Here is a 24,722-nt window from a genome sequence, read left to right on the forward strand (position 1 = left end):
CGGTATTTGTCACAACACCGGCAAGTGGTCAGAATTTAAACTTTTGGCGTCCTGCCAGCGAGTGCGACAGCGTCGTCCCGTCGACCATTTCCAGCTCGCCCCCCACCGGGACACCGTGCGCAATACGGCTGGCTTCGACGCCATACTGGCCGCACAGCTCGGCAATGTAGTTAGCCGTGGCTTCACCTTCCACCGTGGGATTTGTCGCCAGAATGACTTCATGCAGGGTTTCACTTTCCAGACGCTGCTCAAGGCGGTCCAGACCGATATCCTGCGGGCCAATGCCATCCAGCGGCGAAAGATGCCCCATCAGCACAAAGTAGCGTCCGGCAAATTGCCCGGTTTGCTCAATAGCGTGGATATCCGCCGGGCTCTCAACCACGCAGATCTGACCATTTTGCTGCCTTCTTGGGTTGGCGCAGATGGTGCAGATGTCCTGCTCGGTAAAGGTGCGGCAATCCGCACAGTGGCCAATTTCGGACATGGCGCGGGTCAAAGCCTGCGCCAGCCGCATCCCACCGCTGCGATCGCGCTGCAGCAGCTGAAAGGCCATACGCTGCGCTGATTTCGGGCCGACGCCAGGCAAACAGCGCAGCGCCTCCATCAGGGATTCAAGCAGTGGACTGGTTTGCATCAGAATGGCATCTTGAAGCCTGGTGGCAGCTGCATTCCAGCAGAAACAGCACCCATTTTCTCTTTCTGCGCTTCATCGATGCGACGCGCTGCATCGTTAAATGCCGCAGCAATCAGATCTTCCAGCATGTCTTTGTCGTCTTCCAGCAGGCTTGGATCAACTTCAACGCGACGGCAGTTGTGCGCACCATTGATGGTCACTTTTACCAGGCCCGCGCCTGATTCACCGGTCACTTCCAGCGCAGCAATCTCTTCCTGCACTTTCGCCATTTTGTCCTGCATCTGTTGGGCCTGTTTCATCAGGTTGCCCAGTCCGCCTTTACCACCAAACATAGTCTTCTCTCTTTACCGGGCTGCGTATGCTGCCAGAGGCAGTTGCAGCGTGATTAAACAGGTCGGATACTCTCTTCATCCAGATCAGCATCGAAGAAACGCTGCAAGGTTTGAATATGGGTATCACTCATAATGGACTGACGCGCCTGCGCCAGTTTTTCTTCATAAATGGCCTGACGCCACTCCAGCGGCGTTAACACCGCCGGATTATCATCTTCAATCACCGTCAGTTCAACTGCCTGACTGGCGGCGTTACTCAATGCGGTTGCCAGAACCTGCTGCGCCGACGCTGAATTCAGGTGACGCTGGCTGGAACGCAGATGCAGCGTCACTGCGGATTCGCTCTGCTCTTTCCAGGCATTGAGCGCCAACTGCTGTACCAGCTTCGGCAGGGGCAGCGTGGCGATTTCAGCCGCCCAGGCATCGCGCTGTTGGGCTTCTTCCGCCAGGCGCGCGGCAAGCTCGGGCGTTTTCTCATGCTCCAGCGCTGAACGCAAGGCTTTTGGCGTTGCGACGGGCTCAGCTTTCACTTCTGTGATCGTCTGCGCTTTCCAGCGGTATGCTTCTTTTTTGCTGTTTTCTGCCTCAGGCGCTTTGCGCTGGGGCTGACTACGTTCGGTCACTGAAGCCAGACGCTCCAGCGCTGAACTGGCCGGCCGCGCAGAAGGCGCTGCCGGCTCACTCTTTTTTGCTTTGTTCGCTCCCTGGCGCTGCAACTGGCTCCTGGCCTGTAGCAGTTGGCTGGTGCTGTCGGACAATTTAGGTTCCGGGGGCCGGTTTTCAACCACCGGAGGCGCCACGGCTACCGGCGCTGACGCGGCCTGCGGTGGCACTGGCGTGGCGTTTACCGTAGCAGATTGCACCTGCACCGGCGTTGGTGCGGGACTGGCTGGCGCGGCTATGGGTGCGGCTGGATGAAAAGCCAAGGCACGCAGCAGCGTCATTTCCACGCCCATACGCCTGTCAGGTGCCAGCGGCAGATCTTTGCGGCCCATTAACAGCGTCTGGTAATACAGTTGTAAATCCTGTGGCGGGATCTGACGCGACAGCTCGCGCAGATGCTGGGCATCATGTTCGCCCATATCATCCAGGCTGGAAGGCAGTAATTGCGCCATCGCCAGGTGATGCAGCAAGCGCAGCATTTCCACTAACAGCGCATCCCACTCCACGCCGCGTGATGCCGCCTGCGCCAGCAGGGCCATCACTTGTTCACCGCTGCCAGCCATTAATGCTTCAACTAACGCTAACGGTTGTTCATCGTCCAGCGTGCCTAGCATCTGGCTGACGCCTTCGCTGCTGATACTGCCCTGCCCCATGGCAATCGCCTGATCGGTCAGACTTAAGGCATCACGCATACTGCCATCTGCCGCACGCGCCAACAGTTGCAGCGCACGCGGTTCGCTACTGACCTGCTCCTGTTCCAGAATATAGGTCAGCTGCTGGCGAATCTGTTCCGGCTCTAACGCTTTGAGATGAAACTGTAAGCAGCGCGATAAAATGGTGACCGGCAGTTTTTGCGGATCGGTAGTGGCGAGTAAGAACTTAACGTGTGCCGGAGGCTCTTCCAGCGTCTTTAACAGCGCGTTAAAGCTGTGACGCGAGAGCATATGGACTTCATCGATCAAATAGACTTTGAAGCGGCCGCGTGCGGGAGCGTACTGCACGTTGTCCAGCAGATCGCGGGTATCTTCTACTTTGGTGCGTGATGCGGCATCAATCTCAATCAGATCAACAAAACGCCCCTGTTCGATCTCTCGACAGGCACTGCACTGACCGCAAGGGGTGGCAGTGATACCCGTTTCGCAGTTCAGCCCTTTCGCCAGCAAACGGGCGATGGAGGTTTTCCCTACGCCGCGCGTACCAGAAAAGAGATAGGCGTGATGAATGCGCCCCAGAGTCAGCCCGTTGGCCAGCGCCTTCAGCACATGTTCCTGGCCGACTACATCGGCAAAAGCCTGAGGGCGCCATTTTCGCGCAAGTACCTGATAGCTCATAGGGTTTCAGTCGCTGGAATAAAGAGTGATAAGGGGCAATACCCCGGAATATCGAGAGGTGTAGTTTAACAGCGACACCGACAGATGCCTACCGGGTTGTCACATTAGACGGCCCCGCACTGCTGCGAGGCCAATATGACTTAGTGGCCTGGGAAGTTGACCAGACTGTAACAATTGATGCCCAGCGCCTGCAGGCGAGCTTCACCGCTCAGATCAAACAGGTTAATCACGAATGCAGCATCTTCTACTGTACCGCCCGCGCGGCGAATCAGTTTTACCGTGGCTTCAATGGTGCCGCCAGTCGCCAACAGATCATCAACCATCAACACCACGTCGCCCGGCACGATGGCATCTTTATGCAGTTCCAGCGCATCAGTGCCGTACTCCAGCTGATACTGTTCCTGGAATGTTTCACGTGGCAGTTTGCCAGGCTTACGCACCGGTACAAAGCCTACGCCCAGCCCCAGCGCCACAGGAGCACCGAACAAGAAACCACGTGCTTCTGTTCCCACGACTTTGGTGATGCCTTTGTCGCGATAGCGCTCAACCAGCAGCGCGATAGTCGCGGCATAGGCCACTGGATCTTCCAGCAGGCTGGTTACGTCACGGAACAGGATGCCCGGCTTCGGGTAATCCGGAATACTTTTGATGCTGTCTTTAATGAAATCAAGCTGCTGCGCAGTTGCGGTCATGATGTTACGCCTGGTGAATATTCTGTATCGCGCAGCTTCCATAGCGCTTAAACCTGGTTTCAGGTTAGGCGACAGTTGATTCACTAAGGGAAGCCACGCACGAAGACGCCCAAATCTAAGCAAACAGGGAGATAATTGCAACCTTATCGCCCCGATAGCGCATTATCATTTATCATAGTGGTGGATTTTGACTGACCCAGGCGAGTAAAAAATGACCATAACATCCGCATTAACGCGACTTCAGGCCGCGATTCAGGCGCTACGTCTGCAAATCGAGCCGGTTGCGGGGGAAACTTGCCGGGTGTCCCGCTTTGATAAGCAGCTGTTTCCGGGCGATGCCCGGCAGTTAGGCCAGTGCCTGGCGATCCTTGAGCAGAGCTATGCGCGACTGTGCAGTAGCCAGCACGATGAGCAGCGTCTGTGGCTGGCGGAACGCGTGGCTAATCAAGTTGCCGCCTTACAGCGTGAGCTGGGCAGTCGCCACCTGCGCCCGCAACGCGAACGCGTTCGCACCGATCCACAACAGGCAAAGCATGCGGAATACCTCGGCTATCAGCAGCGCTTACAACAGATGATCGATGAGCGGGAAACCCGGCTGGCTCAGGCAGAGACCCTGGCGGTGCAACAGCAGCTTAAGCAAGATCTCACCGTGCTGGAACAGCGCATGGGGCGCTGCAAGGCCGCGATCAAACAGGTTTCCTGGGCGCTCGCTCTGCGGGGGAAAGCGGAATAACCGCTCTCCTCTCTTTTCTATACTGTGATGAACCCTTGAAATGTCCAACAGGAGGAGTGATGTCTCTGGAAAATGCACCTGCCGAAGTCAAACTGGCGGTTGATTTGATTATGCTGCTGGAAGAGAACAACTTACCGGCTGAAACCGTGCTGGCAGCGCTGGCGATTGTCCAGCGCGACTATGAAAAGAAACGTGAACAGGCAGAAACATCTCAGGGCCGCTGACTGAGCGTTGGGCTGAATCGCAGCATATCAATAAAGGTTTCTACTAATTGTGGCGCGTCCTCGGCTAAATCAAAGGTCTCGGGCGTAAATAACCAACTTTCCATCATCCCGTTGACGTAGCCGCGCATAATAAGCGCCGCCTGACGGGTATTTAGCGTTGCGGGCAGTTGACCCGCCTCAATACACTCACGCAAGATTTCTTCAATTTTGTCGTAACATGCCAGCAGTAAAGTCTGTTGAATATGCTGTAGCGCGGCCATTTCCCCCACAAACTCGCATTTATGGAAAATAATTTCCATTAATGCCCGCCGCTGCGGATCTTTTGCCGTTGCTTCAAAAAGATAAATCAGCATCGAGCGTAAAACAGAAAGTGGATCACCAGGGTATTTTGTCTGATACTCAAGTTCCACACTATCCAGTCCGGCATCCGTCTCTAGCCAGATGGCGTGTAATAAATCAGCTTTATTTTTGAAGTGCCAGTAAATCGCGCCCCTTGTGACACCAGCAGCGGCCGCGATCTCTGCCAGTGATGTGGCAGAAACCCCCTGATGAGAGAAGAGTTCCACGGCAGCATCGAGAATTTGCTGTCGCGTTTCAAGCGCTTGCGCTTTGGTTTTTCGTGCCATAGGTGACTTTTTTTACAATCTGGCAAGTTTACATACATTTGTGAATGTATGTACCATAGCATGACCCGTGATATAGCGCAGCAATGGGTTTATCGGTTTGTGATCCATTGATCAATTGATATCGGACACTAGAGGTTTATTATATGAATAAAAACAGAGGATTAGCGCCTCTGGCGGCCGTCCTGATGCTTTCAGGCAGCTTTGTGTTAACAGGATGTGATGGTAGCAAATCCGAGCAAGCCGCCCAGCAACAGCCACCTGAAGTGGGTGTACTGACCTTAAAAACAGCACCTCTGCAAATGACAACAGAACTGCCTGGCCGTACTTCCGCGTATCGCGTGGCTGAAGTGCGTCCGCAGGTTTCTGGCATTGTGCTGAAACGTAACTTTGTCGAAGGAAGCGACGTTAAAGCCGGGGAATCGCTGTATCAAATTGATCCTGCGACTTATCAGGCCGCTTATGACAGCGCCAAAGGCGATCTGGTCCAGGCTCAGGCGAATGCACGTATCGCTGATTTGACATTAAAGCGTTATAAGCCGCTGCTGGGTACCAAGTACATCAGTCAGCAGGATTATGATACTGCCGCTGCAACAGCTGCTCAGAATGCTGCTGCGGTACAGGTCGCTCAGGCAAATGTCGAAACCGCGCGTATTAATCTCGCCTACACCAAAGTGACTTCTCCGATCAGCGGCCGTATTGGCAAGTCTTCGGTGACTGAGGGTGCTCTGGTGCAGAGTGCACAAACCACCGCGCTGGCCACCGTTCAACAGCTTGATCCTATGTATGTCGATGTGACGCAGTCGAGCGATGACTTCTTACGTCTGAAGGCAGAGCTGGAATCCGGTCAGTTACAGCAGAACAATGGTAAAGCCAGCGTGACGCTGCTAATGCAAAACGGTTCAACCTACGCGCAGCAAGGTTCACTGGAGTTCTCGGACGTTACCGTTGATGAAACCACCGGTTCTATCACCCTGCGTGCCGTGTTCCCGAACCCAGGCCATAACCTGTTACCTGGCATGTTTGTTCGTGCCCGCTTGCAGGAAGGGGTAAACCCAACCGCGCTGCTGGTGCCACAGCAGGCCGTCACTCGTACGCCAACCGGTCAGGCAACGGCGATGGTAGTAGGTGCGGATAATAAAGTTGAAGTGCGTAACATCGAAGCACCGCAGGCGATTGGCGATAAGTGGCTGGTGACCAGCGGCTTAAAAGCCGGTGACCGCGTGATTACCGTGGGTATCCAACGCGCTAAACCAGGTGCGCAGGTAACGCCACAAGAAGTTTCCGACGATGCACAACAGGCCCCCGCGAATTCTGAAAAATCATCGTCTTAACAGGAGCCGTTAATACATGGCTAAGTTCTTTATCGATCGCCCCATCTTTGCATGGGTCATCGCCATCATCATCATGTTGGCAGGTGCGCTATCGATTCTGAAACTTCCGATTGAGCAATACCCAGAAGTTGCTCCACCGGCGGTTCAGATCCGTGCGACCTACCCAGGTGCTGATGCGAAAACGCTGCAAGACTCGGTCACTCAGGTGATCGAACAAAATATGAATGGTATCGACGGACTGATGTATATGTCCTCGAACAGTGACTCCTCGGGGACACTGCAGCTGACGCTGACCTTCCAGTCCGGCACCAACCCGGATATCGCGCAGGTGCAGGTACAGAACAAACTGCAACTGGCGATGCCGCTGCTGCCGCAAGAAGTTCAGCAACAGGGCATTCAGGTTCAGAAATCCTCCAGCAGCTTCCTGATGGTGGCGGGCTTCGTGAGCGAAGATGGCAGCATGACGCAGAACGATATTGCGGACTATGTGGCCTCGAACATTAAAGATCCTATCAGTCGTACCCTTGGGGTGGGCGACACACAGATCTTTGGTGCGCAATACGCGATGCGAATCTGGATGGACCCGCACAAGCTGAACAACTATTCACTGACACCGGTGGATGTGATCAGCGCACTGGATACACAGAACGCCCAGGTTGCTGCCGGTCAGTTGGGGGGATCTCCTCCTGCGCCTGGTCAGCAGTTAAATGCTTCGATCATTGCACAGACCCGTCTGACCTCGACGGCGGAGTTTGGCAACATCCTGCTCAAAGTGAACAGCGACGGTTCGCAAGTTCGCCTGCGTGATGTGGCAAAGATTGAGCTGGGTGGTGAAAACTACGAGATCATTGCACGGTATAACGGTAAACCGGCTTCTGGTATCGGTATCAAGCTGGCAACCGGTGCGAATGCGCTGGATACCGCTGCGGCGGTAAAAGCCGAGCTGGCCAAGCTGTCGCCGTTCTTCCCGCACGGGATGAAAGTGGTGTATCCGTACGACACCACGCCATTTGTGAAAATTTCGATTTTCGAAGTGGTGAAAACCCTGTTTGAAGCCATCGTGCTGGTGTTCCTCGTGATGTATCTGTTCCTGCAAAACTTCCGCGCCACGCTGATCCCAACGATCGCGGTGCCGGTGGTTCTGCTGGGGACGTTTGCCATTATCAGTGCGTTTGGTTATTCGATAAACACCCTGACGATGTTCGGGATGGTGCTCGCCATCGGCCTGTTGGTGGATGATGCCATCGTGGTGGTGGAAAACGTCGAGCGTGTCATGGCAGAAGATGGCCTACCGCCGAAGGAAGCCACGCGCCGTTCGATGGAGCAGATTCAGGGTGCACTGGTCGGTATCGCCCTGGTGCTGTCTGCGGTATTTATCCCGATGGCCTTCTTCGGTGGCTCCACCGGGGTAATTTACCGTCAGTTCTCGATCACTATCGTTTCAGCGATGGTGCTGTCGGTGCTGGTGGCATTGATTCTGACCCCGGCACTTTGCGCCACGATCCTGAAGCCGATTGAGAAAGGCAGCCACGGCAAAACCACCGGTTTCTTCGGCTGGTTTAACCGGGTGTTCGATAAGAGCACGAACCACTACGTGGACAGCGTAGGTCACATCGTTAGCAGCACTGGCCGCTATCTGGTGATCTATCTGGTGATTGTAGTGGGTATGGCATGGCTGTTCCTTAAGCTTCCCTCTTCCTTCCTGCCGGAAGAAGATCAGGGGCTGCTGTTGGCTCAGGCGCAGTTGCCTGCTGGCGCAACGCAGGAACGTACCCAAAAAGTCCTGGATCAGGTGACCAATTACTTCCTGACCAAAGAGAAAGACAACGTTAACTCCGTATTTACCGTTAACGGCTTTGGTTTCGCCGGTCGTGGGCAAAACACCGGTATCGCCTTCGTCAGCCTGAAGCCTTGGGATGAGCGCAGCAGCGCAGAGTCTAAGGTGCCAGCTATCGCGGGCCGTGCCATGCAGGCACTGGGGCAGATCAAAGATGCGATGGTCTTCCCGTTCAACCTGCCAGCCATTATCGAACTGGGTAACGCCACCGGTTTTGACTTTGAGTTGATTGACCAGGGCAACCTCGGTCATGAGAAGTTGACCGCCGCGCGTAACCAGCTGTTTGGCATGATTGCTCAGCATGGCGATACCCTGGTGGGTGTGCGTCCGAACGGTATGGAAGATACACCGCAGTACAAATTGATTATCGATCAGGAGAAAGCACAGGCACTGGGCGTTTCTCTGTCCGATATCAATACCACGCTGGGTGCGGCATGGGGCGGTTCATACGTTAACGACTTTGTTGACCGTGGCCGTGTGAAGAAGGTGTATGTGATGGGTGAAGCCCACTCCCGTATGCTGCCGGATGACCTGAATAAGTGGTATGTCCGTAACAGCAGCGGCGAGATGGTTTCGTTTGCTGCCTTCTCTTCCGCGCAGTGGCAGTATGGTTCGCCACGTCTGGAGCGTTATAACGGCTTGCCTTCAATGGAGCTGCTCGGTCAGGCTGCACCAGGCAAGAGTTCCGGTGAAGCGATGGATCTGATGGAGCAACTGGCGGCGAAGCTGCCTGCGGGGATTGGCTTCGACTGGACTGGTATGTCTTATCAGGAACGTCTGTCGGGCAACCAGGCTCCGGCGTTGTATGCGATTTCACTGATTGTCGTGTTCCTGTGTCTGGCAGCGCTGTATGAGAGCTGGTCGATTCCGTTCTCTGTCATGCTGGTGGTGCCATTGGGTGTTGTAGGTGCGCTGTTGTTCACCACCCTGCGCGGCTTGAGCAATGACGTGTACTTTGTGGTGGGGCTGTTAACCACCATAGGTCTGTCGGCGAAGAACGCCATTCTGATCGTCGAGTTCGCCAAGGATCTGATGGATAAAGAAGGGAAAGGCCTGGTGGAAGCCACGCTGGAAGCTTCACGGATGCGTTTACGTCCGATCCTGATGACCTCCCTGGCGTTTATCCTCGGGGTTCTGCCATTGGCCATCAGCACCGGTGCCGGTTCCGGCGCACAGAACGCCGTAGGTACTGGCGTAATGGGCGGGATGGTGACCGCTACCGCACTGGCCATTTTCTTCGTGCCTGTGTTCTTTGTGGTGGTGCGTCGTCGTTTCAGCAAGCAGAAAGGCGAGTTGGAAAAAGGCCATCCGGTCGATCATCACTGATAGCCCGAAGTTAATCGTAAAAAGGTCGCGCAAGCGGCCTTTTTTATTGGGCTGGTTTTATGGGCAACGGCTGGTGTTCGTGTGTGCCAGATTGGCACTGTGCGATCGGGTTCGTGTGTTTCAGGTTGGTACGGTGCGGTCGGTGTTCGTGCGTTCCAGTCGCAGATGGCGGGGAGTGCCGTAAAGACGCCGTGAATCCCTCCCTGGAGGCTCTGCCGCTGCATCCATGCAGCGGAAGCTTTACTCTACTCCCCACCATCCCCGCCTTCATGTAAGTGGTGTGCCTACCCTCTCCCGCAAACAACATCACAAAACGCAGGGTTGCAATCAAACCGTAACCCCGGCATAATTGTTATATTATAACATTACACAAAGGCATTCGTGATGAAACCAGATATCCATCCCCACTACCGCCCTGTCGTCTTCCATGACACCACTGCGGATGAGTACTTCAAAGTAGGGTCCACCATCAAAACTGACCGTACCGTTGAGTTTGAAGGTCAGACCCTGCCATATGTGGCGCTTGACGTCTCATCAAAATCCCACGTGTTCTACACCGGGAAACAACGTGAATTCGCCAAAGAAGGCAGCACCGCGCGCTTCAACAAACGCTTCGGCAGCTTCCTCGGTAGTAAATAACAGGAGAGCAGCACATGCAGGTCCTCAGTTCACTCAAAGGGGCGAAAACTCGCCACCCAGATTGCAAAGTCGTGCGTCGTAAAGGACGTATCTACGTCATTTGTAAGACTAACCCGCGCTTTAAGGCGGTTCAGGGAAGAAAGAAAAAACGTTAGGATGTGTCGTGAACATTGGCCGGGGAAATCCCCGGCCTTTTTTTTATTGCTGAGAAGCCGTTTTGAATTTTTGTTAGAACACCAGGCAACAAAAAAACCTGCCCAGTAGCTGGGCAGGGATATCACAGTATTACTTCATGCTTGCCAGCATCAGCTCAACGTTATGCTTAAAGGCAGCAACATAAGTTGAGGCTGGGCCATTAGCTTCAGACAACGCTTCTGGATACAGCTCGCCGCCCGCCTGTGCTCCTGTTTCTGAAGCAATCTGCTTCACCAGACGTGGGTCCGTCTGATTCTCCATGAAATAGGTATTGATGTGCTCAGCTTTCAGCTGCTTAATCAGACCGGCAACATCGCTGGCGCTCGCTTCAGCTTCCGTAGAGAAACCAACAGGTGCCTTAAACTCAACGCCATAACGCTGACCGAAATACCCAAAGGCATCGTGGCTGGTCAACACTTTGCGTTTTTCCACCGGGATCGCGGCAAATGACTGCTTCGCCCAGCTGTCTAACTGCTGCAACTGCTGAATATAACGCTCACCGCTCTTACGGATATCCGCGGCATCTTCAGGATCGGCTTTGATCAGCGCATTCATCACGTTGGTGGCATATACCACGCCGTTTGCCATGCTATTCCACGCGTGAGGATCGGTAATGGTTTCACCATCATCGACCATTTTACGGGTGGAGATTCCCGCAGATGTCACAACCGGATGGCCCTTATAACCTGACGCTTTCACCAGACGATCTAACCATCCTTCCAGACCCAGACCACTGACAAACACCACATCAGCCTGATTCAGTTCCTGGCTATCTTTTGGCGTTGGCTCAAAGGTGTGCGGATCACCATTCGGTCCCACCAGGCTCTTAACATTCACATGCGAACCGCCAACTTCTTTAACGATATCGCCTAACACGGTAAAACTGGCTACGGCATTCACCGTCTTTGCCATGGTCAACGGGCTTAACAGCATGGCACCAATCGCCAGGCTCAGCGGTAACTTCTTCATACAATCCCCTTAATATTGAATTAGCGGCGGCGCAACATGCCACCGCATGGTCCTGCCAAAACAGAAACAAAAAACAGCACCGCAGCACTCAGTACCACAGCGGGCCCTGCCGGTAACGACAGATACCAGGACAACGTCAGTCCAGTGAACGCGGAGACGATAGCCAGTCCCATCGCAATCACTAACATCCATGCCAGATGGCGGCTCCAGAACCGCGCACTGGTGGCAGGCAGCATCATCAGGCCGACCGACATCAACGTGCCCAGCACCTGGAATCCCGCCACCAGATTCATCACGACTAACAACAGGAAAATACCGTGCACCAGGGGTGCGCCCCATTTTCCCTGGGATCGCAAAAAGTCAGGGTCAAAGGCATCAATCACTAAAGGACGGAAAATGACGGCCAGCATGAACAGTGTAAAGACGGCAATGAAGCCCACCAGTAACAAGGCACTGTTATCAACCGCCAGCAGAGAACCAAATAAAACGTTGAGCAAGTCAACGCTCGAACCACGCAGCGAAACTAACGTGACCCCTAGCGCCAACGAACCAAGGTAGAAACCGGACAGGCTGGCGTCCTCTTTCAGTGGGGTAAACCGACTAACAGCGCCCGAAAGTAACGCCACGGCCAGACCGGCAATCACACCACCAATACCCATAGCCACCAGAGAGAGACCGGAAATCAGGTAGCCGATTGCCGCACCAGGTAACACAGCATGGGATAACGCATCACCCATGAGAGACATACGACGAAGGGAAAGGAACACGCCCAGAGGAGTGGCGCTCACTGCCAGCGCAATACAAGCCACCAGTGCGCGACGCATAAAACCATATTCGATGAAAGGTTGGATCAACGTCACAGAGCCACACTCCGTAGCGGTGTCGGTTTAACCGGAGCCTGCAAAAAAGCCGCATCATCCATATTCAGCACATCGGTAAAATAGCGCGACACCAACGCACGGTCGTGCAGCACCACCAACAAGGTGGTCCCTGCTGCCTGCTGTTGCTGCAAAATAGACATCAACAACTCAATGGTCTGTGCATCAATACCATTGAAGGGCTCATCCAACAGCCACACGCGACTGCGCTGAAGCATCATTCGGGCAAACAGCACGCGCTGTAGCTGACCACCGGACAGGGTGGACGGCTGCGCATCGGCAAAATCTGCCATCTGTACGGCTTCAAGCGCCTGCCAGATCTCACGCTTCATGGCACGGTTGATGCCACCGAACCAGCCACAGCGTGGCCAGCATCCCATGGCAGCCAGTTCGTAGGCCGTCACTGGAAAACGCGTTTCTAACTCGGTACGTTGTGGCAACCAGCCCAAATCACGGCGGGAAAAATGCAAATCACAGCGCCCTTCTATTGGCGGCATCAATCCTGCGATGGTCTTTAATAAGGTCGATTTACCTGTGCCATTCGCCCCCACCAGCGCGGTCATGCTGCCTTCCGCCAGGCGACCATTGATCAACGGCGTCACCGCATTACCCTGATAACCCGCTTTTAAATCACGAAACACGATCATTAATGAATGCCCCACCACATTAATAAAGACAACAATCCAGTCAGTACCAGGGCAATCAGTAGACGCTCACCGAGTGACAAAAGCAGGCCGCTGTGATTCATACTTACACCAAAAACGTTATAACATAACAAACATTCTACCCACTTCAAGGCAAAATGAAAGACCCTAAAATGTTGCAAAAGATAACCCCAAAGCCAGAGAACTCAGGGGATGCGCACACCATGGCATGGAGACTAAAATATTTAATCGCATAGATAGACACTTCCCACTTGAAAAGTGGGCCTGGCAGGTCAATGATGAAGGTAAGCCAGACTAACGTGGAGGCTTGATGACAGTTACCTTACCCTGTGACATTGCTGTTGATGAAAATGACAGCGAAAAATTAAAAATACTGATTCAGCAGAATATTCCCAAAATAGCCTCGGCATTAGTCGGTGATTTACAGTGGTATTCTGAAAATGCCCAACTGAATGAAAATAGTTTTCGCGTAAAATCTGTCGAACAAGTCACGACCAACAGATTTAAAATGTTTTATGATTTCGAATGGAATTTATTTAGTCCATGCTTGGATCTAAATGAAGTAACGCGTCGTGAGGAGCAAGTCACTTTTAACGTTCATGCAGGTGCTCTGCACTTTGAAGTGGTTGATAATCAGCGCCCAGGCACAGCGGATGAATTGTAATATTTCGTAATAATCTTGAGCGTAACTAATGCTTTTGTTCTACAGTTAATTTATTCATTCATTGAGTTGTACCCAAATTGCTCCCTGGCTGTTTTCCTTATCTCGCCGAATTACGGTTACTATGTTTGCTATGGAGGGGAAAAAGATGGACGAATACTCACCAAAACGGCATGATATCGCTCAGCTGAAATTCCTGTGTGAAAGTCTGTTCGATGAGAGCATGGCAACCTTGACCGACAGTCATCATGGCTGGGTTAACGATCCCACTTCAGAGAGTAATTTGCAGTTAAATGAGCTGATTGAACATATCGCCTCATTTACTATGAACTACAAAATTAAACACACAGAAGACGAAGAACTGATTACACAAATCGATGAATATCTTGACGATACCTTTATGCTGTTTAGCAATTACGGTATTAACACGCAAGATCTACAGCGCTGGCAGCGGACGGGCCGCCGGTTATTTAATCTGTTTATCGATGAGTGCGCTTTTCCTCAGCAACCTAGTCACTCCATATAGCTTGCACTTTTTGACACTGAGAACGGTTTATTTATGAGCACACAAGCCCTTACCAAAACTGATTATTTGATGCGCCTGAGACGCTGTCGTTCAATCGACACTCTGGAACGCGTGATTGAGAAAAACAAGTATGAACTTAACGATGACGAACTGGCTGTATTTTATTCAGCAGCCGATCATCGCCTGGCAGAACTGACGATGAACAAGCTGTACGACAAAATCCCTAGCTCGGTATGGAAATTTGTTCGTTAATCACCGCCACACTAAACGCTGTTAATACATTATGTTACTCACACATCCCCTCGCCTGCCGGCACAGGATCGGCCCCAGGCGAAGAGAGCGTGATGTTGTACGGGTGGCCACCCAGTTAATTCACGTTAACGCTTAGACTAACTTGTAAGCATTAGCGCCGGCACCCGCCAGATTCCCGCCATTAACAATCAGATACTCTTCGCGGATGGCTTTGCCTTCAAGGAAGTTTTGCAAAATCTCAAGTGTGCCAGCAGCATAACGTGCCTGGGCAGACAGCGATGTGCCGGAGATGTGTGGGGTCATACCCTGATGTGGCATTCGACGCCAGCGGTGATCGACCGGCGCTGGCTGCGGGAACCAGACATCCCCACCGTAGCCTGCAAGCTGGCCTGACTCCAGCGCATCAGCGATAGCGTCTCTGTCACAGAGTGCGCCACGCGCGGTATTGACCAGATAAGCGCCACGTTTGAAGCGTGCCAGGAATTTAGCATCTACAAAGCCCTGGGTTGAAGGATAGAGCGGCGTTTGCAGGTTAACGACATCACAAACCGCAACCAGTGACTCCGGCGTTTCGTGATAGGTCAGATTTAATTCCTGCTCGGTTTCTGCCGGTAAACGGTGCGGATCATAGTAGTGGAGCTGTACATCAAACGGTTTCATGCGGCGCAATACCGCCAGACCGATGCGCCCAGCGCCCAGGGTGCCAAACTGCATGCCTTCAATGTCATAACTGCGCGTCACACAGTCGGCAATATTCCAGCCGCCGTTATTCGCCCACTGGTGTGAGGGTAAATAATTACGCACCAGCGCCAGTGCGGTCATAACGACATGTTCAGCCACACTGATAGAGTTTGAGAAAGTGACTTCCGCGACGGTAATACCCCGCTCAGATGCCGCTTTCAAATCAACGTGGTCAGAACCAATCCCTGCCGTCAGGGCTAATTTCAGGTTTTTCGCTTTCGCAATGCGCTCGGCGGTTAAATACGCTGGCCAGAATGGCTGGGAAATGACCACATCCGCATCCGCCAGATGGCGTTCAAATACAGAGTCAGCGCCTTCTTTATCACTGGTGACGATCAGTTCATGCCCCTGACTTTCAAGATAAGCGCGTAATCCCAGCTCCCCGGAAACACTCCCGATCAACTCGCCTGGAGTAAAACCTAACTCACCATGCGGCGTGGGCGCTGTCTGCCCGTTAGGATAACGCTTAATTTCCGGAACGGCATCACGGGCATAAACTGGCGGAAAACCACTAACCGGATCGGGATAAAGTACGCAAAGTATTTTAGACATTCTTGTCTCCTGCGAGCTGTCTGATTTTACATTTAAAAACCATGTTAGTAACAGTTGCGTTACACAGACAGTGTTGCGCTTTACGCCTTATCCCTCCAATTCATTGTTAATATCGCCTGATAGTTGCAGGCTATAGCGCTCTGCGGCGGCCTCTTCATCAAACTGCTGGGCAATATTAAGACGTTGGCTGATTTGCCATACGGCTTCCAGCACGGCCGGGGAATTATCCTGACGTAAACGCAACAGATTAAGCTGCGGCGTGGAAAACGGCGTGACAGGCATGATCATCATTTCGGAATTATTGAGGAGATAGGCCGGAATAGCGCTGATTGGCATGATGCTGTAGAGATCCCCTTCCTGCACCATTTCGTATAACAAACTGATGTTATTCGTCTCCAGCACCACATTCGGCACAATGCCCGCCTGCTGGAAAACTTCATCAATAATACGCCGGTTCTGCATTTCCGAATCCAGCAGGCACAATGGCAACGCGGCCAGCGCCTGCCAACTGAGCGTGGTTCGCGGCAACAGGCTGCTTTTACGCCCACACACCAGCACAAAGCGCTCGGCATAGAGCGGCTGGCTCACCAGGCTCTCCTCCATCTCGCCGGAATAGGCCAGACCAAGATGGAGCTCTTGATGCACTAAACGGCGCTGAATTTCACGCGTGCTGAGAGAGACAATTTCCAGCGTCAGTCCGGGAATGGCGCGGCGGAACTCCGCAGCGAGTCGTGAAACCGCACGCAGTGCAGAAGGGACGGTGCCGAGGGTCATGTGTCCGCCCGCTACGCTCTGCGCAAACGCGGCTTCCTGCTTCAGTCCATCCAGCGAGGAGAGTGTTTTTCTGGCCCACTCCAGTACCCGCTGCCCTTCTGGCGTAAAACCAAGAAAACGGCGCTGACGCTGAATAATGGTCAGCCCCAGTTCATCTTCCAACTGGCGAATCGCGACCGACAATGAGGGTTGAGAAACAAAGCAGCTTTCAGCGGCTTTAGCAAAGTGACGATACTTCTCCAGTGCGATCAGATACTCAAGTTGGCGAATAAACACGCAATAATCCTCAATAGCAGCCGAAATCTCAATGACAGTAGCAACATTGTAGAGGAGGAAATATCAATCAGGGGGAAATAGACATTCAGGGGAGATTTGGGTGGGAACCCTGCCAGCTACATCCCGGCACACGCGTCGCTCGCTGCGGCTGCTTCCTTCCGGACCTGACCGAGTTCACGAGTTAGCATTGCGGGAGAACCAACAGGGTCCCCATTGAGGTGCTCTCTTGCAAGAGCGGGGGCATTATCAGGGAAGGTGCTGGCAATTGCAAGGGTAAGCCGGACGAACGTTGTTTTCTTGAACAACCCAACGAAATCCAGCGTTTGCCGTGGTAAAATCAGCGGCTTCTCACAGCAGGAATCTTTATGGAACACCTCAGTTTTCAGGAACGTGTCTGGCAAATTATTGCCGCGATCCCGCCCGGTAAAGTCACTACCTACGGTGATATTGCTCGCCTGGCCGGATCGCCTCGCGCAGCGCGTCAGGTGGGCGGTGTACTCCGGCGTCTTCCTGAAGGCAGCCGCTTGCCCTGGCATCGGGTCATAAACAGCACCGGCAAGATTTCACAGCAGGGAGATGACCTGCTGCGCCAGCGCGATGCGTTAGCAGCAGAGGGGATTGAAGTCAGCGATGACGGGAAACTCTCCCTACAGCACTATCGCTGGCAGCCATAAAAACGCCCCGCTAACGGGGCGTTAAACCTTTTGCCGATTATTGCAGGCTGGTCGGTGCCGGAATCGATGAAGAAGGGGTAATCATCGTGGGTGAAGTCGCAGGCACACTGGTTACAGCACCTGACTGTGTCGGTATTGCCATCTGTGGAACCGGGACTAACAACAGCTCAGCTTTGGTGCCGCCCTGGTTGATCACTGGCTTCACGCTGTCCGTCACAAATATCATGCGACCTTGAACGGTAATCGCAGCACTCAACAAAATACGCGCGTTAGGCTGGATATCCGAAGGTTTGAACGGCAGGACAAAGCTGAAAGGTGCCTGTTTGCCTCCTGTAAATGCCACCTGCTGAGACAGCACGCGAGAAGGTGCATCCGCGATGGAAGCATCAGACAGCGTCACCGTCAGTACTGCATCGGGTGGCAGGGCCACGCGCTGACGAATATAGACGCTACCACTCACGTTGGGTTGTGCAATCGCGGAAGGTTGCCCCGCTACCGTCGAGCCCAGCGTCGGGGTCGGCACTGGTTTGCTTTTGTCGGCGCAGCCAGCAATTGCCGCCACGATCATAACCCCACTCATCACTTGCCAGAGTTTCATTGATGTCGTCTCCTTATGAACCAAATGAGCATTACCAGCGAATGTTAAAATGCAGCGCTTCACTCGCTGTATGTGTTAATTCTGGCACATCAATCCCGGTTCTGCCTGTAAGCCTAATCTGAGTACGCCTTTGCACGGAAGATTGACGGAAACTGGTCTGATCTGAGAGGCTTATCCCATCCCAATCAAGAGGAACTTGCCATGAGTCAGGCACTACAAAATTTACTGGCGCTAATGCAGCTGGAAAAGCTGGAAGAAGGGCTGTTTCGTGGCCAGAGTGAAGACTTAGGATTACGTCAGGTATTTGGGGGTCAGGTGGTGGGACAGGCGTTGTATGCCGCCAAACAGATGGTACCGGAAGACCGTGTTATCCACTCCTTCCACAGCTACTTTTTGCGCCCAGGCGATAGCCAGAAAGCGATCGTCTATGACGTTGAAACCCTGCGTGATGGTAAAAGCTTTAGCGCACGCCGCGTCAGCGCAATTCAGAACGGTCAGCCGATTTTCTACATGACGGCCTCTTTCCAGTCGCCGGAAAGCGGCTTTGAACACCAACAGCAAATGCCACAGGTGCCAGGGCCCGATAATCTGCCCTCGGAACAGGATGCAGCGAGGCAGATCCAACATTTGATTCCGCCTAAAGTGCGTGAAAAGTTCCTTGCAGAACGGCCGCTGGAGATAAGACCGGTACAGCTCTATAACCCGCTCAAAGGCCATGTGGCTGAAGGCGCACGTCAGCTCTGGCTCCGCGCAAATGGTACGTTGCCGGAAGATCGACGTATCCATCAGTATCTGTTGGGCTACGCTTCCGACCTCAACTTCCTGCCGGTGGCGCTGCAACCGCACGGTAAAGGCTTCCTCGAACGGGATATGCAAGTGGCGACCATCGACCACTCCATGTGGTTCCATCGCCCCTTTAATCTCAATGAATGGCTGCTGTATAGCATCACTAGCCCTTCCGCTTCTGGTGCGCGTGGGTTTGTACGAGGAGAGTTTTATAACCAGCAGGGAGAGTTGGTGGCTTCTACGGTGCAGGAAGGCGTTATGCGCCAGCGGGAAGAGTAAAAAAAATGGGGGGCGTTATCGCCCCCTCGGTTTTTATTTTAGCGCACTGCATTTCCCATCCACGGCACTTACTGGTTGTAAGCGTTCTCGCCGTGGCTGTTAACATCCAGACCTTCGCGTTCCTGATCTTCTGGTACACGCAGGCCTACAATCATATCGGCAACTTTAAAGCTGATGAATGCAACAACAGCAGACCAGACGATGGTCACACCACAGCTGAACAACTGAACCCAGACCTGATGGCTCATCGTCACACCTTCCGCGTAGCCAACGCCACCCAGTGAAGAAGAGGCAAAGATACCGGTCATTACGCAGCCCATGATACCGCAGACGCCGTGCACACCGAACACATCACAAGGGTCATCCACGCGCAGCCATTTCTTCAGGGTGGTCACACCCCAGATACCCGCCAGGCCAGCAGCCAGACCGATAATCAGCGCACCGCCCACACCCACATAACCACAAGCCGGTGTAATCCCTACCAGACCAGCGATGAAGCCTGAGCTGGCGCCCAGCAGTGAAGGCTTACCACGAACAGCCCACTCGCCGAAGGTCCAGGAGAGCGTTGCACCCGCAGTGGCAACCACTGTATTCAGGAAGGCAAGGCCGGCAATTTCGTTAGCAGAAGACGCAGAACCGGCGTTGAAGCCAAACCAACCCACATACAGAATCGCTGTACCGGTGAAGACCATTGGCAGGTTGTGAGGTTTGAAGGCTTCTTTACCAAAGCCAGCACGTTTGCCCACCAGGTAGGCACCGACCAAACCAGCAACCGCAGCGTTGATGTGAACGACCGTACCGCCAGCGAAGTCCAGTGCGCCATCCAGCGCCAGGTAACCGCCGCCCCATACCATGTGTGCAATCGGCAGATAAGCCAGCGTCAGCCACACCGCCACGAAGATCAGCACCGCAGAGAAACGGATACGTTCAGCAATCGAACCGACAATCAGGCCGACCGTAATACAGGCGAAGGAAGCCTGGAACGCCACGTGAATGTACTGATAGAACGTCCCCATCAGGGATTTCAGTTCAATGTTCTTCAACATCGCCCACTGGAAATCACCGAAGAACGCGTTACCGGTGCTGAATGCCAGTGAGTAGCCATAAAGCACCCACAGCACAATCACCAGTGAGAAGGTCACTGCAACCTGAGTCAGCAGAGACAGCACGTTTTTGCCGCGAATTAATCCGCCGTAGAACAGCGCGATCCCTGGAATAGACATAAACAGCACTAACGCAGTGCAAATCATCATAAAAGCGTTATCGGCTTTGTCTGCTACCGCAGGTGCAGCAGCCATCGCGAGCGATGGTGACAATGCAAGGCTGGTAAGGCCTAACTTAGTGAAGACTTTATTCATTTTTTTTCATCCCATCACATTTTACTGAGCAGGTTTTACAGTGCGGCTTCGTCATTCTCGCCCGTACGGATACGGATGACGCGTTCCAGTTCGGCAACGAAAATCTTCCCGTCACCAATTTTTCCGGTGTAGGCAGCTTTGCTAATAACATCAACAACTTCGTCCAGTTGGTCATCAGCAATGGCAATATCAATTTTTACTTTAGGCAGGAAATTGACGCTGTATTCCGCACCACGATACAGTTCGGCATGTCCTTTCTGGCGGCCAAATCCTTTAACTTCCGTCACCGTCAGCCCCTGAATACCAATGGAGGACAAAGCTTCACGCACGTCCTCCAGCTTGAACGGTTTGATTACCACGGTAACCAGCTTCATACGATCCCCTCCAGATAGTTAAAATTGTGAGTCACACCGGACACGGTTAAACATAAGCAAACGCCGTGCCATAAATGATAAATACGGATGTTTTTAGGCCAGACGAGATGACTTGCGGCCTGGTTTGTGACATGAAACGGCATGAAGGGGGGAGTGATGAAGAAAGCCCGCACAAAATGCACTGGTTTGGTGCTTCAAAAGCCCAAATCAGTGCATCTGTACAGAACTGTCTGATATGTGTGGACGAAAAAGGTGCAATTAGCCGGTCGAGGTTAAGGAATTGCTCGTCATCAGCACATCGCCAGCTTGCTGCAATTGATACATTTGCCAGTAGCGTCCCTGCTGGGCGAGGAGTTGATCGTGACTGCCCTGCTCAACCACACTACCGCGATGTAGCACTAAAATAGAATCCGCTTCTGTCACCGTAGACAGCCGGTGCGCAATCACCACCAGCGTAGTGTGCTCACGTAAACGGCGTAAGGTGTGTTGAATCGCCTGTTCCGTCTCAGAGTCAATGTTGGCGGTGGCTTCATCAAGTATCAGGATTTTTGGCAGGGAGACCAGCACCCGAGCCAGCGCCAGCAGCTGCTTCTGCCCGACAGAGAGAGTATTCCCCTGCTCACCCAGGCGGGTATGTAGCCCCTGCGGTAGCGTGCGCGCCAGTTTGGCAAGCTGCACCTGCTCCAACGCCAGCCAGACCTGCTCTTCCGTAATGTCGCGCCCAAGGCGAACATTTTCCAGCAACGACTCAGCGAGAACCACCGGGTCTTGTTGCACCATCGCAATACTCTGCCGCAGCGCCTGGTGCGATAAATCGCCAATCGGACGATCGTCCAGCAAAATCTCACCACTCGATGCCGGATAGTAGCCCATCAGCAGGCTCGCGAGGGTACTTTTACCGCTGCCTGTGTGCCCCACCAACGCGATGAAATTGCGTGCAGGCACGGTGACACTGACGTCACTGAGCACAGTACGATCGTCACGATAGGCAAAATTGAGGTGACGCACTTCAATCCGACCGCTGGACAGCGGCTGGATATCGTTGCCATAGCACTGCTGCGCCGCATCTATCAGCTCAAAGACGCGTTCACCAGAGACCACCGCCTGCTGCAACATGGACTGCTGCGTGGTGAGTTCTATCAGTGGCTCGTTTAAACGCCCGAGGTAGGTAATAAACGCATACAGCACGCCAACCTCAAACACGCCAGGTGCATTAAAACTGAACAGCAGCAGCAAGCCGCAGAGGATCACCGCAGAAAACAGACTTAACAGCGGCCGCAGTAAAAAGCCGTCCAGCCGCAGCGTTTGCATGCGTGCCAGGTAGTGTGACTGGCTGGCTTCGCTCATACGCTCGCCAAAACGCGCCTGTTGGCGGAACTGCTGAATGACGCTCATTCCACTGATCACTTCATTGAAGCCGTTGTTGATCTCCGCAAGATAGCTGCGCACGCGGCGGGCAATCGGGGTGCTGTAACGCTGATAAATCAGCATTACGCTGAAGACCAGCGGGAAAATCGCAATAGCAACCCAGGCCATACGCCAGTCAAGGGTGAACATGGCGACGAGCATCGCCCCGACCAGAGCGGCACTGCGTAGCACCGTCGCCACGACAGTCACCCACAGATCGCGAATCACTTCCGTATCATTGGTGACGCGGGCGATAACCTGCCCTACCGGCTGAGTATCGAAAGCGCTGAGCGGCTGGCGCAGTGCCGCATCCATCACTTCACAACGTAAACGCTGAACGACGCCGATCGCCGCACGGTTAAACAGCAATGACTGGCCGTAATGTAAGCCTGCCGCCAGCAGCTGTAGCAGGATAAACCCCACGACCAGACCGGCGACCATCCCCCATGGCATTTCATGGCGCGCCAGTAGATGGTCGATGAAATAGCTGATCATTGCGGGGCCAGCCACTTCTGCGGCAGCGGCAGTCCAGAGCATCAGCATCGCTAACAGCAGTGATTTTCGCCACGGATTGCCATAAGCCAGCAGGCGCTTGAGGGTGGGCCAAATTTTAGTGGGCTTCGCCATGTGGCACCTCTTTCGCAGGCAGGTCATCATCCAGAGCCGCTTCTATCTGTTGGTAGCGATGCATATCACGATACCAACCCGGCTGGCTGCTCAGGCTGTGGTGATCGCCACGTTGAGCAACACTGCCTTGTTGCAGCACAAGGATTTCGCTGGCTTCAGTCAATGCAGAGAGACGGTGGGCGCTGATAATCACGGTTCTACCTCGCCCCCACTGGCGGAGATTACGTAGGATTTCATGTTCGGTGCGGCCATCAACGGCAGATAACGCATCATCAAGGATCAGGATTTCGGCATTAACCAGCAGCGCGCGCGCAATGGCTATACGCTGTTTCTGCCCACCTGAAAGCATCACCCCCCGTTCCCCCACTTCGGTGTCATAGCCCTGTGGCAGATGCATAATGTCTTCATCGACGCAGGCAAGTTTTGCCACATGGCGGATCTCATCGAGGCTGGCGTGGGGTTTACCCAGCGCAATATTATTGGCGATGCTATCCGAGAACAGGAAAGCGGTCTGACTGACCACGGCCAAACGACTCCGCCAGCTATCAATGCGCAGTTCTGTCAACGGCAGGTTGTGGAAACGAATCTCCCCTTCAAGAAGGTCAAAATGGCGTTGAATCAGGCTTAATAGCGTACTTTTTCCGCTCCCGGTCGGGCCACACAATCCAAGCATTTGCCCCGGTTTGAGCTGGCAATTGATGTGATGCAATACCGGTGCAGTGCTGGCCGGATAGCTGAACTGACAGATCGCAATCTGTAACGTACCCGGCTGTTCAGGCACTGTTTTGCTGCCATCAGGGACGGCCGGGGCTTCCGCCAGCAGCGCACGAATTCGGCTCCAGGCTGCACTCCCGCGCTCAACAATATTGAACATCCAGGCCAGTGCCAACATCGGCCAAATCATCAACCCGAGATACATGACAAAGCTAGTGAGCTGGCCCAGCGTCAGGGAACCATGCCACACCATCCAGCTCCCCCCGCCAATTGCCAGCAAATTAGAAAAGCCAATCGCGACATAAATAGTCGGGTCAAACCGCGCATCTACTCGCGCTACCCGCAGGTTTTTTTCTCCGGTGTCGCGCGCAATGTCCGCAAACAGCCTGGACTGGTGTGCTTCGAGGCCAAACGCTTTGATCATACGGATACTGCTCAGGCTCTCTTGCGTCTGATCGTTGAGCGCGGAAAAGCCGGCCTGAGCCAGTTTGAAACGGGCGTGTAGCTGGTTACCGTAGCGATGAATCGCCATGGCCATCAGAGGCATAGGCAGCAGCGCCAGCAAAGTGAGTTCCCAGCTGATCTGTACGCTCATGACGATCAGCACCACACACCCCATCACCAATGAATCGACCAGGGTGAGCACGCCTTCTCCGGCGGCAAACACCACGCGATCGACATCATTGGTGGCACGCGCAATCAGATCGCCCGTCCGGTGACGAAGATAAAAGGCGGGATGCTGCTGACTTAACTGGTGATAGAACTTTTCCCGCAGCTCAACGGCCAGTTGATAAGACGCGCCAAACAACAGCACACGCCAGACATATCGCAGAAGATAAACAATCACCGCAGTGAACAGCATCACGCCGATCCACATCATTAAACGCCCAACGCCCAGCGTTTGGTGTGTTACGCCATCCACAATAACCCCCACCAGATGAGGCGGCAGAAGTTGCAAAATGGCAATAATCACCAACAGCGCGACCGCGCCGAGGTAACGACGCCATTCACGCAGAAAATACCAACTTAACTGGCTGAATAATCGCAC

At 53.6% G+C, this 24,722-nt stretch carries 26 protein-coding genes, 1 other RNA gene and 1 other annotated feature; of the genes, 11 read left to right on the forward strand and 16 right to left on the reverse strand.

Annotation, left to right across the window (positions count from 1 at the left end; genetic code table 11):
- Window positions 1-28: 28 nt before the first annotated feature.
- From recR to apt, 4 genes are all read right to left on the reverse strand, one after another.
- Window positions 29-634, reverse strand: coding sequence for a recombination mediator RecR (gene recR, locus B880_RS0112915; protein ID WP_017347841.1), 606 nt, complete (start codon window positions 632-634; stop codon window positions 29-31).
- Window positions 634-966 carry a YbaB/EbfC family nucleoid-associated protein gene (locus tag B880_RS0112920; protein WP_017347842.1) on the reverse strand — a complete coding sequence of 111 codons (333 nt, stop codon included), beginning with the start codon at window positions 964-966 and terminating at the stop codon, window positions 634-636. Before B880_RS0112920 ends, recR begins: the two co-directional genes overlap by 1 nt.
- Window positions 967-1,019: 53 nt before the next feature.
- A complete protein-coding gene (dnaX, locus tag B880_RS0112925) occupies window positions 1,020-2,960 on the reverse strand; it encodes a DNA polymerase III subunit gamma/tau (RefSeq protein ID WP_017347843.1) in 1,941 nt (646 codons plus the stop codon).
- Window positions 1,614-1,675: a sequence feature (DnaX frameshifting element), on the reverse strand. Its footprint overlaps the gene before it by 62 nt.
- 140 nt (window positions 2,961-3,100) lie before the next feature.
- On the reverse strand, window positions 3,101-3,652 hold the full coding sequence (gene apt / locus B880_RS0112930) for an adenine phosphoribosyltransferase (RefSeq protein ID WP_017347844.1): 552 nt from the start codon (window positions 3,650-3,652) through the stop codon (window positions 3,101-3,103).
- Between the two features lie 211 nt (window positions 3,653-3,863).
- On the opposite strand from apt, the gene priC reads away from it, so the two are divergent.
- On the forward strand, window positions 3,864-4,385 hold the full coding sequence (priC, locus tag B880_RS0112935; protein WP_017347845.1) for a primosomal replication protein PriC: 522 nt from the start codon (window positions 3,864-3,866) through the stop codon (window positions 4,383-4,385).
- A gap of 59 nt (window positions 4,386-4,444) precedes the next feature.
- Window positions 4,445-4,609, forward strand: coding sequence for a pleiotropic regulatory protein RsmS (rsmS, locus tag B880_RS26090; protein ID WP_017347846.1), 165 nt, complete (start codon window positions 4,445-4,447; stop codon window positions 4,607-4,609).
- On the opposite strand, the gene acrR is transcribed toward rsmS, so the two are convergent.
- The gene (acrR, locus tag B880_RS0112945) at window positions 4,597-5,235 is read right to left on the reverse strand and encodes a multidrug efflux transporter transcriptional repressor AcrR (RefSeq protein ID WP_017347847.1); all 639 of its coding nucleotides are present in this window, start codon (window positions 5,233-5,235) and stop codon (window positions 4,597-4,599) included. The two genes, rsmS and acrR, sit on opposite strands and share 13 nt — an antisense overlap.
- 143 nt (window positions 5,236-5,378) lie before the next feature.
- Between acrR and B880_RS0112950 the strand changes: the two genes are divergently transcribed.
- The 4 genes from B880_RS0112950 to ykgO all read left to right on the forward strand — a co-directional run bounded on the left by B880_RS0112950 (window position 5,379) and on the right by ykgO (window position 10,523).
- On the forward strand, window positions 5,379-6,566 hold the full coding sequence (locus B880_RS0112950) for an efflux RND transporter periplasmic adaptor subunit (protein ID WP_017347848.1): 1,188 nt from the start codon (window positions 5,379-5,381) through the stop codon (window positions 6,564-6,566).
- Window positions 6,567-6,582: 16 nt separating this feature from the next.
- Window positions 6,583-9,729, forward strand: coding sequence for a multidrug efflux RND transporter permease subunit AcrB (locus tag B880_RS0112955; protein ID WP_017347849.1), 3,147 nt, complete (start codon window positions 6,583-6,585; stop codon window positions 9,727-9,729).
- Between the two features lie 384 nt (window positions 9,730-10,113).
- On the forward strand, window positions 10,114-10,368 hold the full coding sequence (locus B880_RS0112960) for a type B 50S ribosomal protein L31 (RefSeq protein ID WP_017347850.1): 255 nt from the start codon (window positions 10,114-10,116) through the stop codon (window positions 10,366-10,368).
- A 14-nt stretch (window positions 10,369-10,382) separates the two neighbouring features.
- Window positions 10,383-10,523: a type B 50S ribosomal protein L36 gene (gene ykgO, locus B880_RS26095; RefSeq protein WP_071524402.1), complete on the forward strand. Its 141-nt coding sequence runs from the start codon at window positions 10,383-10,385 to the stop codon at window positions 10,521-10,523.
- Window positions 10,524-10,653: 130 nt separating this feature from the next.
- On the opposite strand, the gene B880_RS0112965 is transcribed toward ykgO, so the two are convergent.
- From B880_RS0112965 to B880_RS0112975, 3 genes are read right to left on the reverse strand one after another with little or no spacing between them, the layout of a single operon-like run.
- A complete protein-coding gene (locus tag B880_RS0112965; protein WP_017347851.1) occupies window positions 10,654-11,532 on the reverse strand; it encodes a metal ABC transporter substrate-binding protein in 879 nt (292 codons plus the stop codon).
- Window positions 11,533-11,552: 20 nt separating this feature from the next.
- Window positions 11,553-12,392 carry a metal ABC transporter permease gene (locus tag B880_RS0112970; protein WP_017347852.1) on the reverse strand — a complete coding sequence of 280 codons (840 nt, stop codon included), beginning with the start codon at window positions 12,390-12,392 and terminating at the stop codon, window positions 11,553-11,555.
- Window positions 12,389-13,057 carry a metal ABC transporter ATP-binding protein gene (locus tag B880_RS0112975; protein WP_017347853.1) on the reverse strand — a complete coding sequence of 223 codons (669 nt, stop codon included), beginning with the start codon at window positions 13,055-13,057 and terminating at the stop codon, window positions 12,389-12,391. The genes B880_RS0112970 and B880_RS0112975 overlap by 4 nt, the downstream gene beginning before the upstream one ends.
- A 328-nt stretch (window positions 13,058-13,385) precedes the next feature.
- Between B880_RS0112975 and B880_RS0112980 the strand changes: the two genes are divergently transcribed.
- The 3 genes from B880_RS0112980 to B880_RS0112990 all read left to right on the forward strand — a co-directional run bounded on the left by B880_RS0112980 (window position 13,386) and on the right by B880_RS0112990 (window position 14,514).
- Window positions 13,386-13,739 carry a hypothetical protein gene (locus tag B880_RS0112980; RefSeq protein WP_017347854.1) on the forward strand — a complete coding sequence of 118 codons (354 nt, stop codon included), beginning with the start codon at window positions 13,386-13,388 and terminating at the stop codon, window positions 13,737-13,739.
- Between the two features lie 145 nt (window positions 13,740-13,884).
- Complete coding sequence (gene tomB / locus B880_RS0112985) at window positions 13,885-14,262, forward strand: Hha toxicity modulator TomB (RefSeq protein ID WP_017347855.1); 378 nt, start codon at window positions 13,885-13,887, stop codon at window positions 14,260-14,262.
- A 33-nt stretch (window positions 14,263-14,295) separates the two neighbouring features.
- A complete protein-coding gene (locus tag B880_RS0112990) occupies window positions 14,296-14,514 on the forward strand; it encodes an HHA domain-containing protein (protein ID WP_017347856.1) in 219 nt (72 codons plus the stop codon).
- Between the two features lie 132 nt (window positions 14,515-14,646).
- Here B880_RS0112990 and B880_RS0112995 read toward each other — a convergent pair whose 3' ends face one another.
- From B880_RS0112995 to ffs, 3 genes are all read right to left on the reverse strand, one after another.
- Window positions 14,647-15,807: an NAD-dependent formate dehydrogenase gene (locus B880_RS0112995; protein WP_017347857.1), complete on the reverse strand. Its 1,161-nt coding sequence runs from the start codon at window positions 15,805-15,807 to the stop codon at window positions 14,647-14,649.
- 87 nt (window positions 15,808-15,894) lie between these two features.
- Window positions 15,895-16,857 (reverse strand): LysR family transcriptional regulator, encoded by a 963-nt coding sequence (locus tag B880_RS25015; RefSeq protein WP_017347858.1) that lies wholly within the window; start codon window positions 16,855-16,857, stop codon window positions 15,895-15,897.
- 107 nt (window positions 16,858-16,964) lie between these two features.
- An RNA gene (gene ffs / locus B880_RS26100) (signal recognition particle sRNA small type) lies at window positions 16,965-17,061 on the reverse strand.
- 161 nt (window positions 17,062-17,222) lie between these two features.
- Here ffs and B880_RS0113005 point away from each other — a divergent pair.
- Window positions 17,223-17,531 (forward strand): MGMT family protein, encoded by a 309-nt coding sequence (locus tag B880_RS0113005; RefSeq protein WP_017347859.1) that lies wholly within the window; start codon window positions 17,223-17,225, stop codon window positions 17,529-17,531.
- A gap of 37 nt (window positions 17,532-17,568) precedes the next feature.
- Here B880_RS0113005 and B880_RS0113010 read toward each other — a convergent pair whose 3' ends face one another.
- Window positions 17,569-18,129 (reverse strand): YbaY family lipoprotein, encoded by a 561-nt coding sequence (locus B880_RS0113010; protein ID WP_017347860.1) that lies wholly within the window; start codon window positions 18,127-18,129, stop codon window positions 17,569-17,571.
- A 201-nt stretch (window positions 18,130-18,330) separates the two neighbouring features.
- Here B880_RS0113010 and tesB point away from each other — a divergent pair, with 201 nt between their 5' ends.
- On the forward strand, window positions 18,331-19,194 hold the full coding sequence (gene tesB / locus B880_RS0113015) for an acyl-CoA thioesterase II (protein WP_017347861.1): 864 nt from the start codon (window positions 18,331-18,333) through the stop codon (window positions 19,192-19,194).
- Window positions 19,195-19,262: 68 nt separating this feature from the next.
- Here tesB and amtB read toward each other — a convergent pair whose 3' ends face one another.
- From amtB to B880_RS0113035, 4 genes are all read right to left on the reverse strand, one after another.
- A complete protein-coding gene (amtB, locus tag B880_RS0113020; RefSeq protein WP_017347862.1) occupies window positions 19,263-20,552 on the reverse strand; it encodes an ammonium transporter AmtB in 1,290 nt (429 codons plus the stop codon).
- Between the two features lie 35 nt (window positions 20,553-20,587).
- Window positions 20,588-20,926, reverse strand: a complete 339-nt coding sequence (glnK, locus tag B880_RS0113025) for a P-II family nitrogen regulator (protein ID WP_017347863.1) — start codon at window positions 20,924-20,926, stop codon at window positions 20,588-20,590.
- Between the two features lie 258 nt (window positions 20,927-21,184).
- On the reverse strand, window positions 21,185-22,960 hold the full coding sequence (locus B880_RS0113030) for a SmdB family multidrug efflux ABC transporter permease/ATP-binding protein (protein ID WP_017347864.1): 1,776 nt from the start codon (window positions 22,958-22,960) through the stop codon (window positions 21,185-21,187).
- Entirely contained in the window at window positions 22,944-24,722 is a 1,779-nt protein-coding gene (locus B880_RS0113035; RefSeq protein ID WP_017347865.1) for a SmdA family multidrug ABC transporter permease/ATP-binding protein, read from the reverse strand. Before B880_RS0113035 ends, B880_RS0113030 begins: the two co-directional genes overlap by 17 nt.

The sequence above is a fragment of the Pantoea sp. A4 genome, assembly GCF_000295955.2.
Taxonomy (GTDB): domain Bacteria; phylum Pseudomonadota; class Gammaproteobacteria; order Enterobacterales; family Enterobacteriaceae; genus Pantoea; species Pantoea multigeneris.

Excerpts from the sequence above, each read along its gene's own strand:
- recR (WP_017347841.1), bottom strand. The coding sequence starts at position 634 with ATGCAAACCAGTCCACTGCTTGAATCCCTGATGGAGGCGCTGCGCTGT.
- B880_RS0112920 (WP_017347842.1), bottom strand. The coding sequence starts at position 966 with ATGTTTGGTGGTAAAGGCGGACTGGGCAACCTGATGAAACAGGCCCAA.
- dnaX (WP_017347843.1), bottom strand. The coding sequence starts at position 2,960 with ATGAGCTATCAGGTACTTGCGCGAAAATGGCGCCCTCAGGCTTTTGCC.
- apt (WP_017347844.1), bottom strand. The coding sequence starts at position 3,652 with ATGACCGCAACTGCGCAGCAGCTTGATTTCATTAAAGACAGCATCAAA.
- priC (WP_017347845.1), top strand. The coding sequence starts at position 3,864 with ATGACCATAACATCCGCATTAACGCGACTTCAGGCCGCGATTCAGGCG.
- rsmS (WP_017347846.1), top strand. The coding sequence starts at position 4,445 with ATGTCTCTGGAAAATGCACCTGCCGAAGTCAAACTGGCGGTTGATTTG.
- acrR (WP_017347847.1), bottom strand. The coding sequence starts at position 5,235 with ATGGCACGAAAAACCAAAGCGCAAGCGCTTGAAACGCGACAGCAAATT.
- B880_RS0112950 (WP_017347848.1), top strand. The coding sequence starts at position 5,379 with ATGAATAAAAACAGAGGATTAGCGCCTCTGGCGGCCGTCCTGATGCTT.
- B880_RS0112955 (WP_017347849.1), top strand. The coding sequence starts at position 6,583 with ATGGCTAAGTTCTTTATCGATCGCCCCATCTTTGCATGGGTCATCGCC.
- B880_RS0112960 (WP_017347850.1), top strand. The coding sequence starts at position 10,114 with ATGAAACCAGATATCCATCCCCACTACCGCCCTGTCGTCTTCCATGAC.
- ykgO (WP_071524402.1), top strand. The coding sequence starts at position 10,383 with ATGCAGGTCCTCAGTTCACTCAAAGGGGCGAAAACTCGCCACCCAGAT.
- B880_RS0112965 (WP_017347851.1), bottom strand. The coding sequence starts at position 11,532 with ATGAAGAAGTTACCGCTGAGCCTGGCGATTGGTGCCATGCTGTTAAGC.
- B880_RS0112975 (WP_017347853.1), bottom strand. The coding sequence starts at position 13,057 with ATGATCGTGTTTCGTGATTTAAAAGCGGGTTATCAGGGTAATGCGGTG.
- B880_RS0112980 (WP_017347854.1), top strand. The coding sequence starts at position 13,386 with ATGACAGTTACCTTACCCTGTGACATTGCTGTTGATGAAAATGACAGC.
- tomB (WP_017347855.1), top strand. The coding sequence starts at position 13,885 with ATGGACGAATACTCACCAAAACGGCATGATATCGCTCAGCTGAAATTC.
- B880_RS0112990 (WP_017347856.1), top strand. The coding sequence starts at position 14,296 with ATGAGCACACAAGCCCTTACCAAAACTGATTATTTGATGCGCCTGAGA.
- B880_RS0112995 (WP_017347857.1), bottom strand. The coding sequence starts at position 15,807 with ATGTCTAAAATACTTTGCGTACTTTATCCCGATCCGGTTAGTGGTTTT.
- B880_RS0113005 (WP_017347859.1), top strand. The coding sequence starts at position 17,223 with ATGGAACACCTCAGTTTTCAGGAACGTGTCTGGCAAATTATTGCCGCG.
- B880_RS0113010 (WP_017347860.1), bottom strand. The coding sequence starts at position 18,129 with ATGAAACTCTGGCAAGTGATGAGTGGGGTTATGATCGTGGCGGCAATT.
- tesB (WP_017347861.1), top strand. The coding sequence starts at position 18,331 with ATGAGTCAGGCACTACAAAATTTACTGGCGCTAATGCAGCTGGAAAAG.
- amtB (WP_017347862.1), bottom strand. The coding sequence starts at position 20,552 with ATGAATAAAGTCTTCACTAAGTTAGGCCTTACCAGCCTTGCATTGTCA.
- glnK (WP_017347863.1), bottom strand. The coding sequence starts at position 20,926 with ATGAAGCTGGTTACCGTGGTAATCAAACCGTTCAAGCTGGAGGACGTG.
- B880_RS0113030 (WP_017347864.1), bottom strand. The coding sequence starts at position 22,960 with ATGGCGAAGCCCACTAAAATTTGGCCCACCCTCAAGCGCCTGCTGGCT.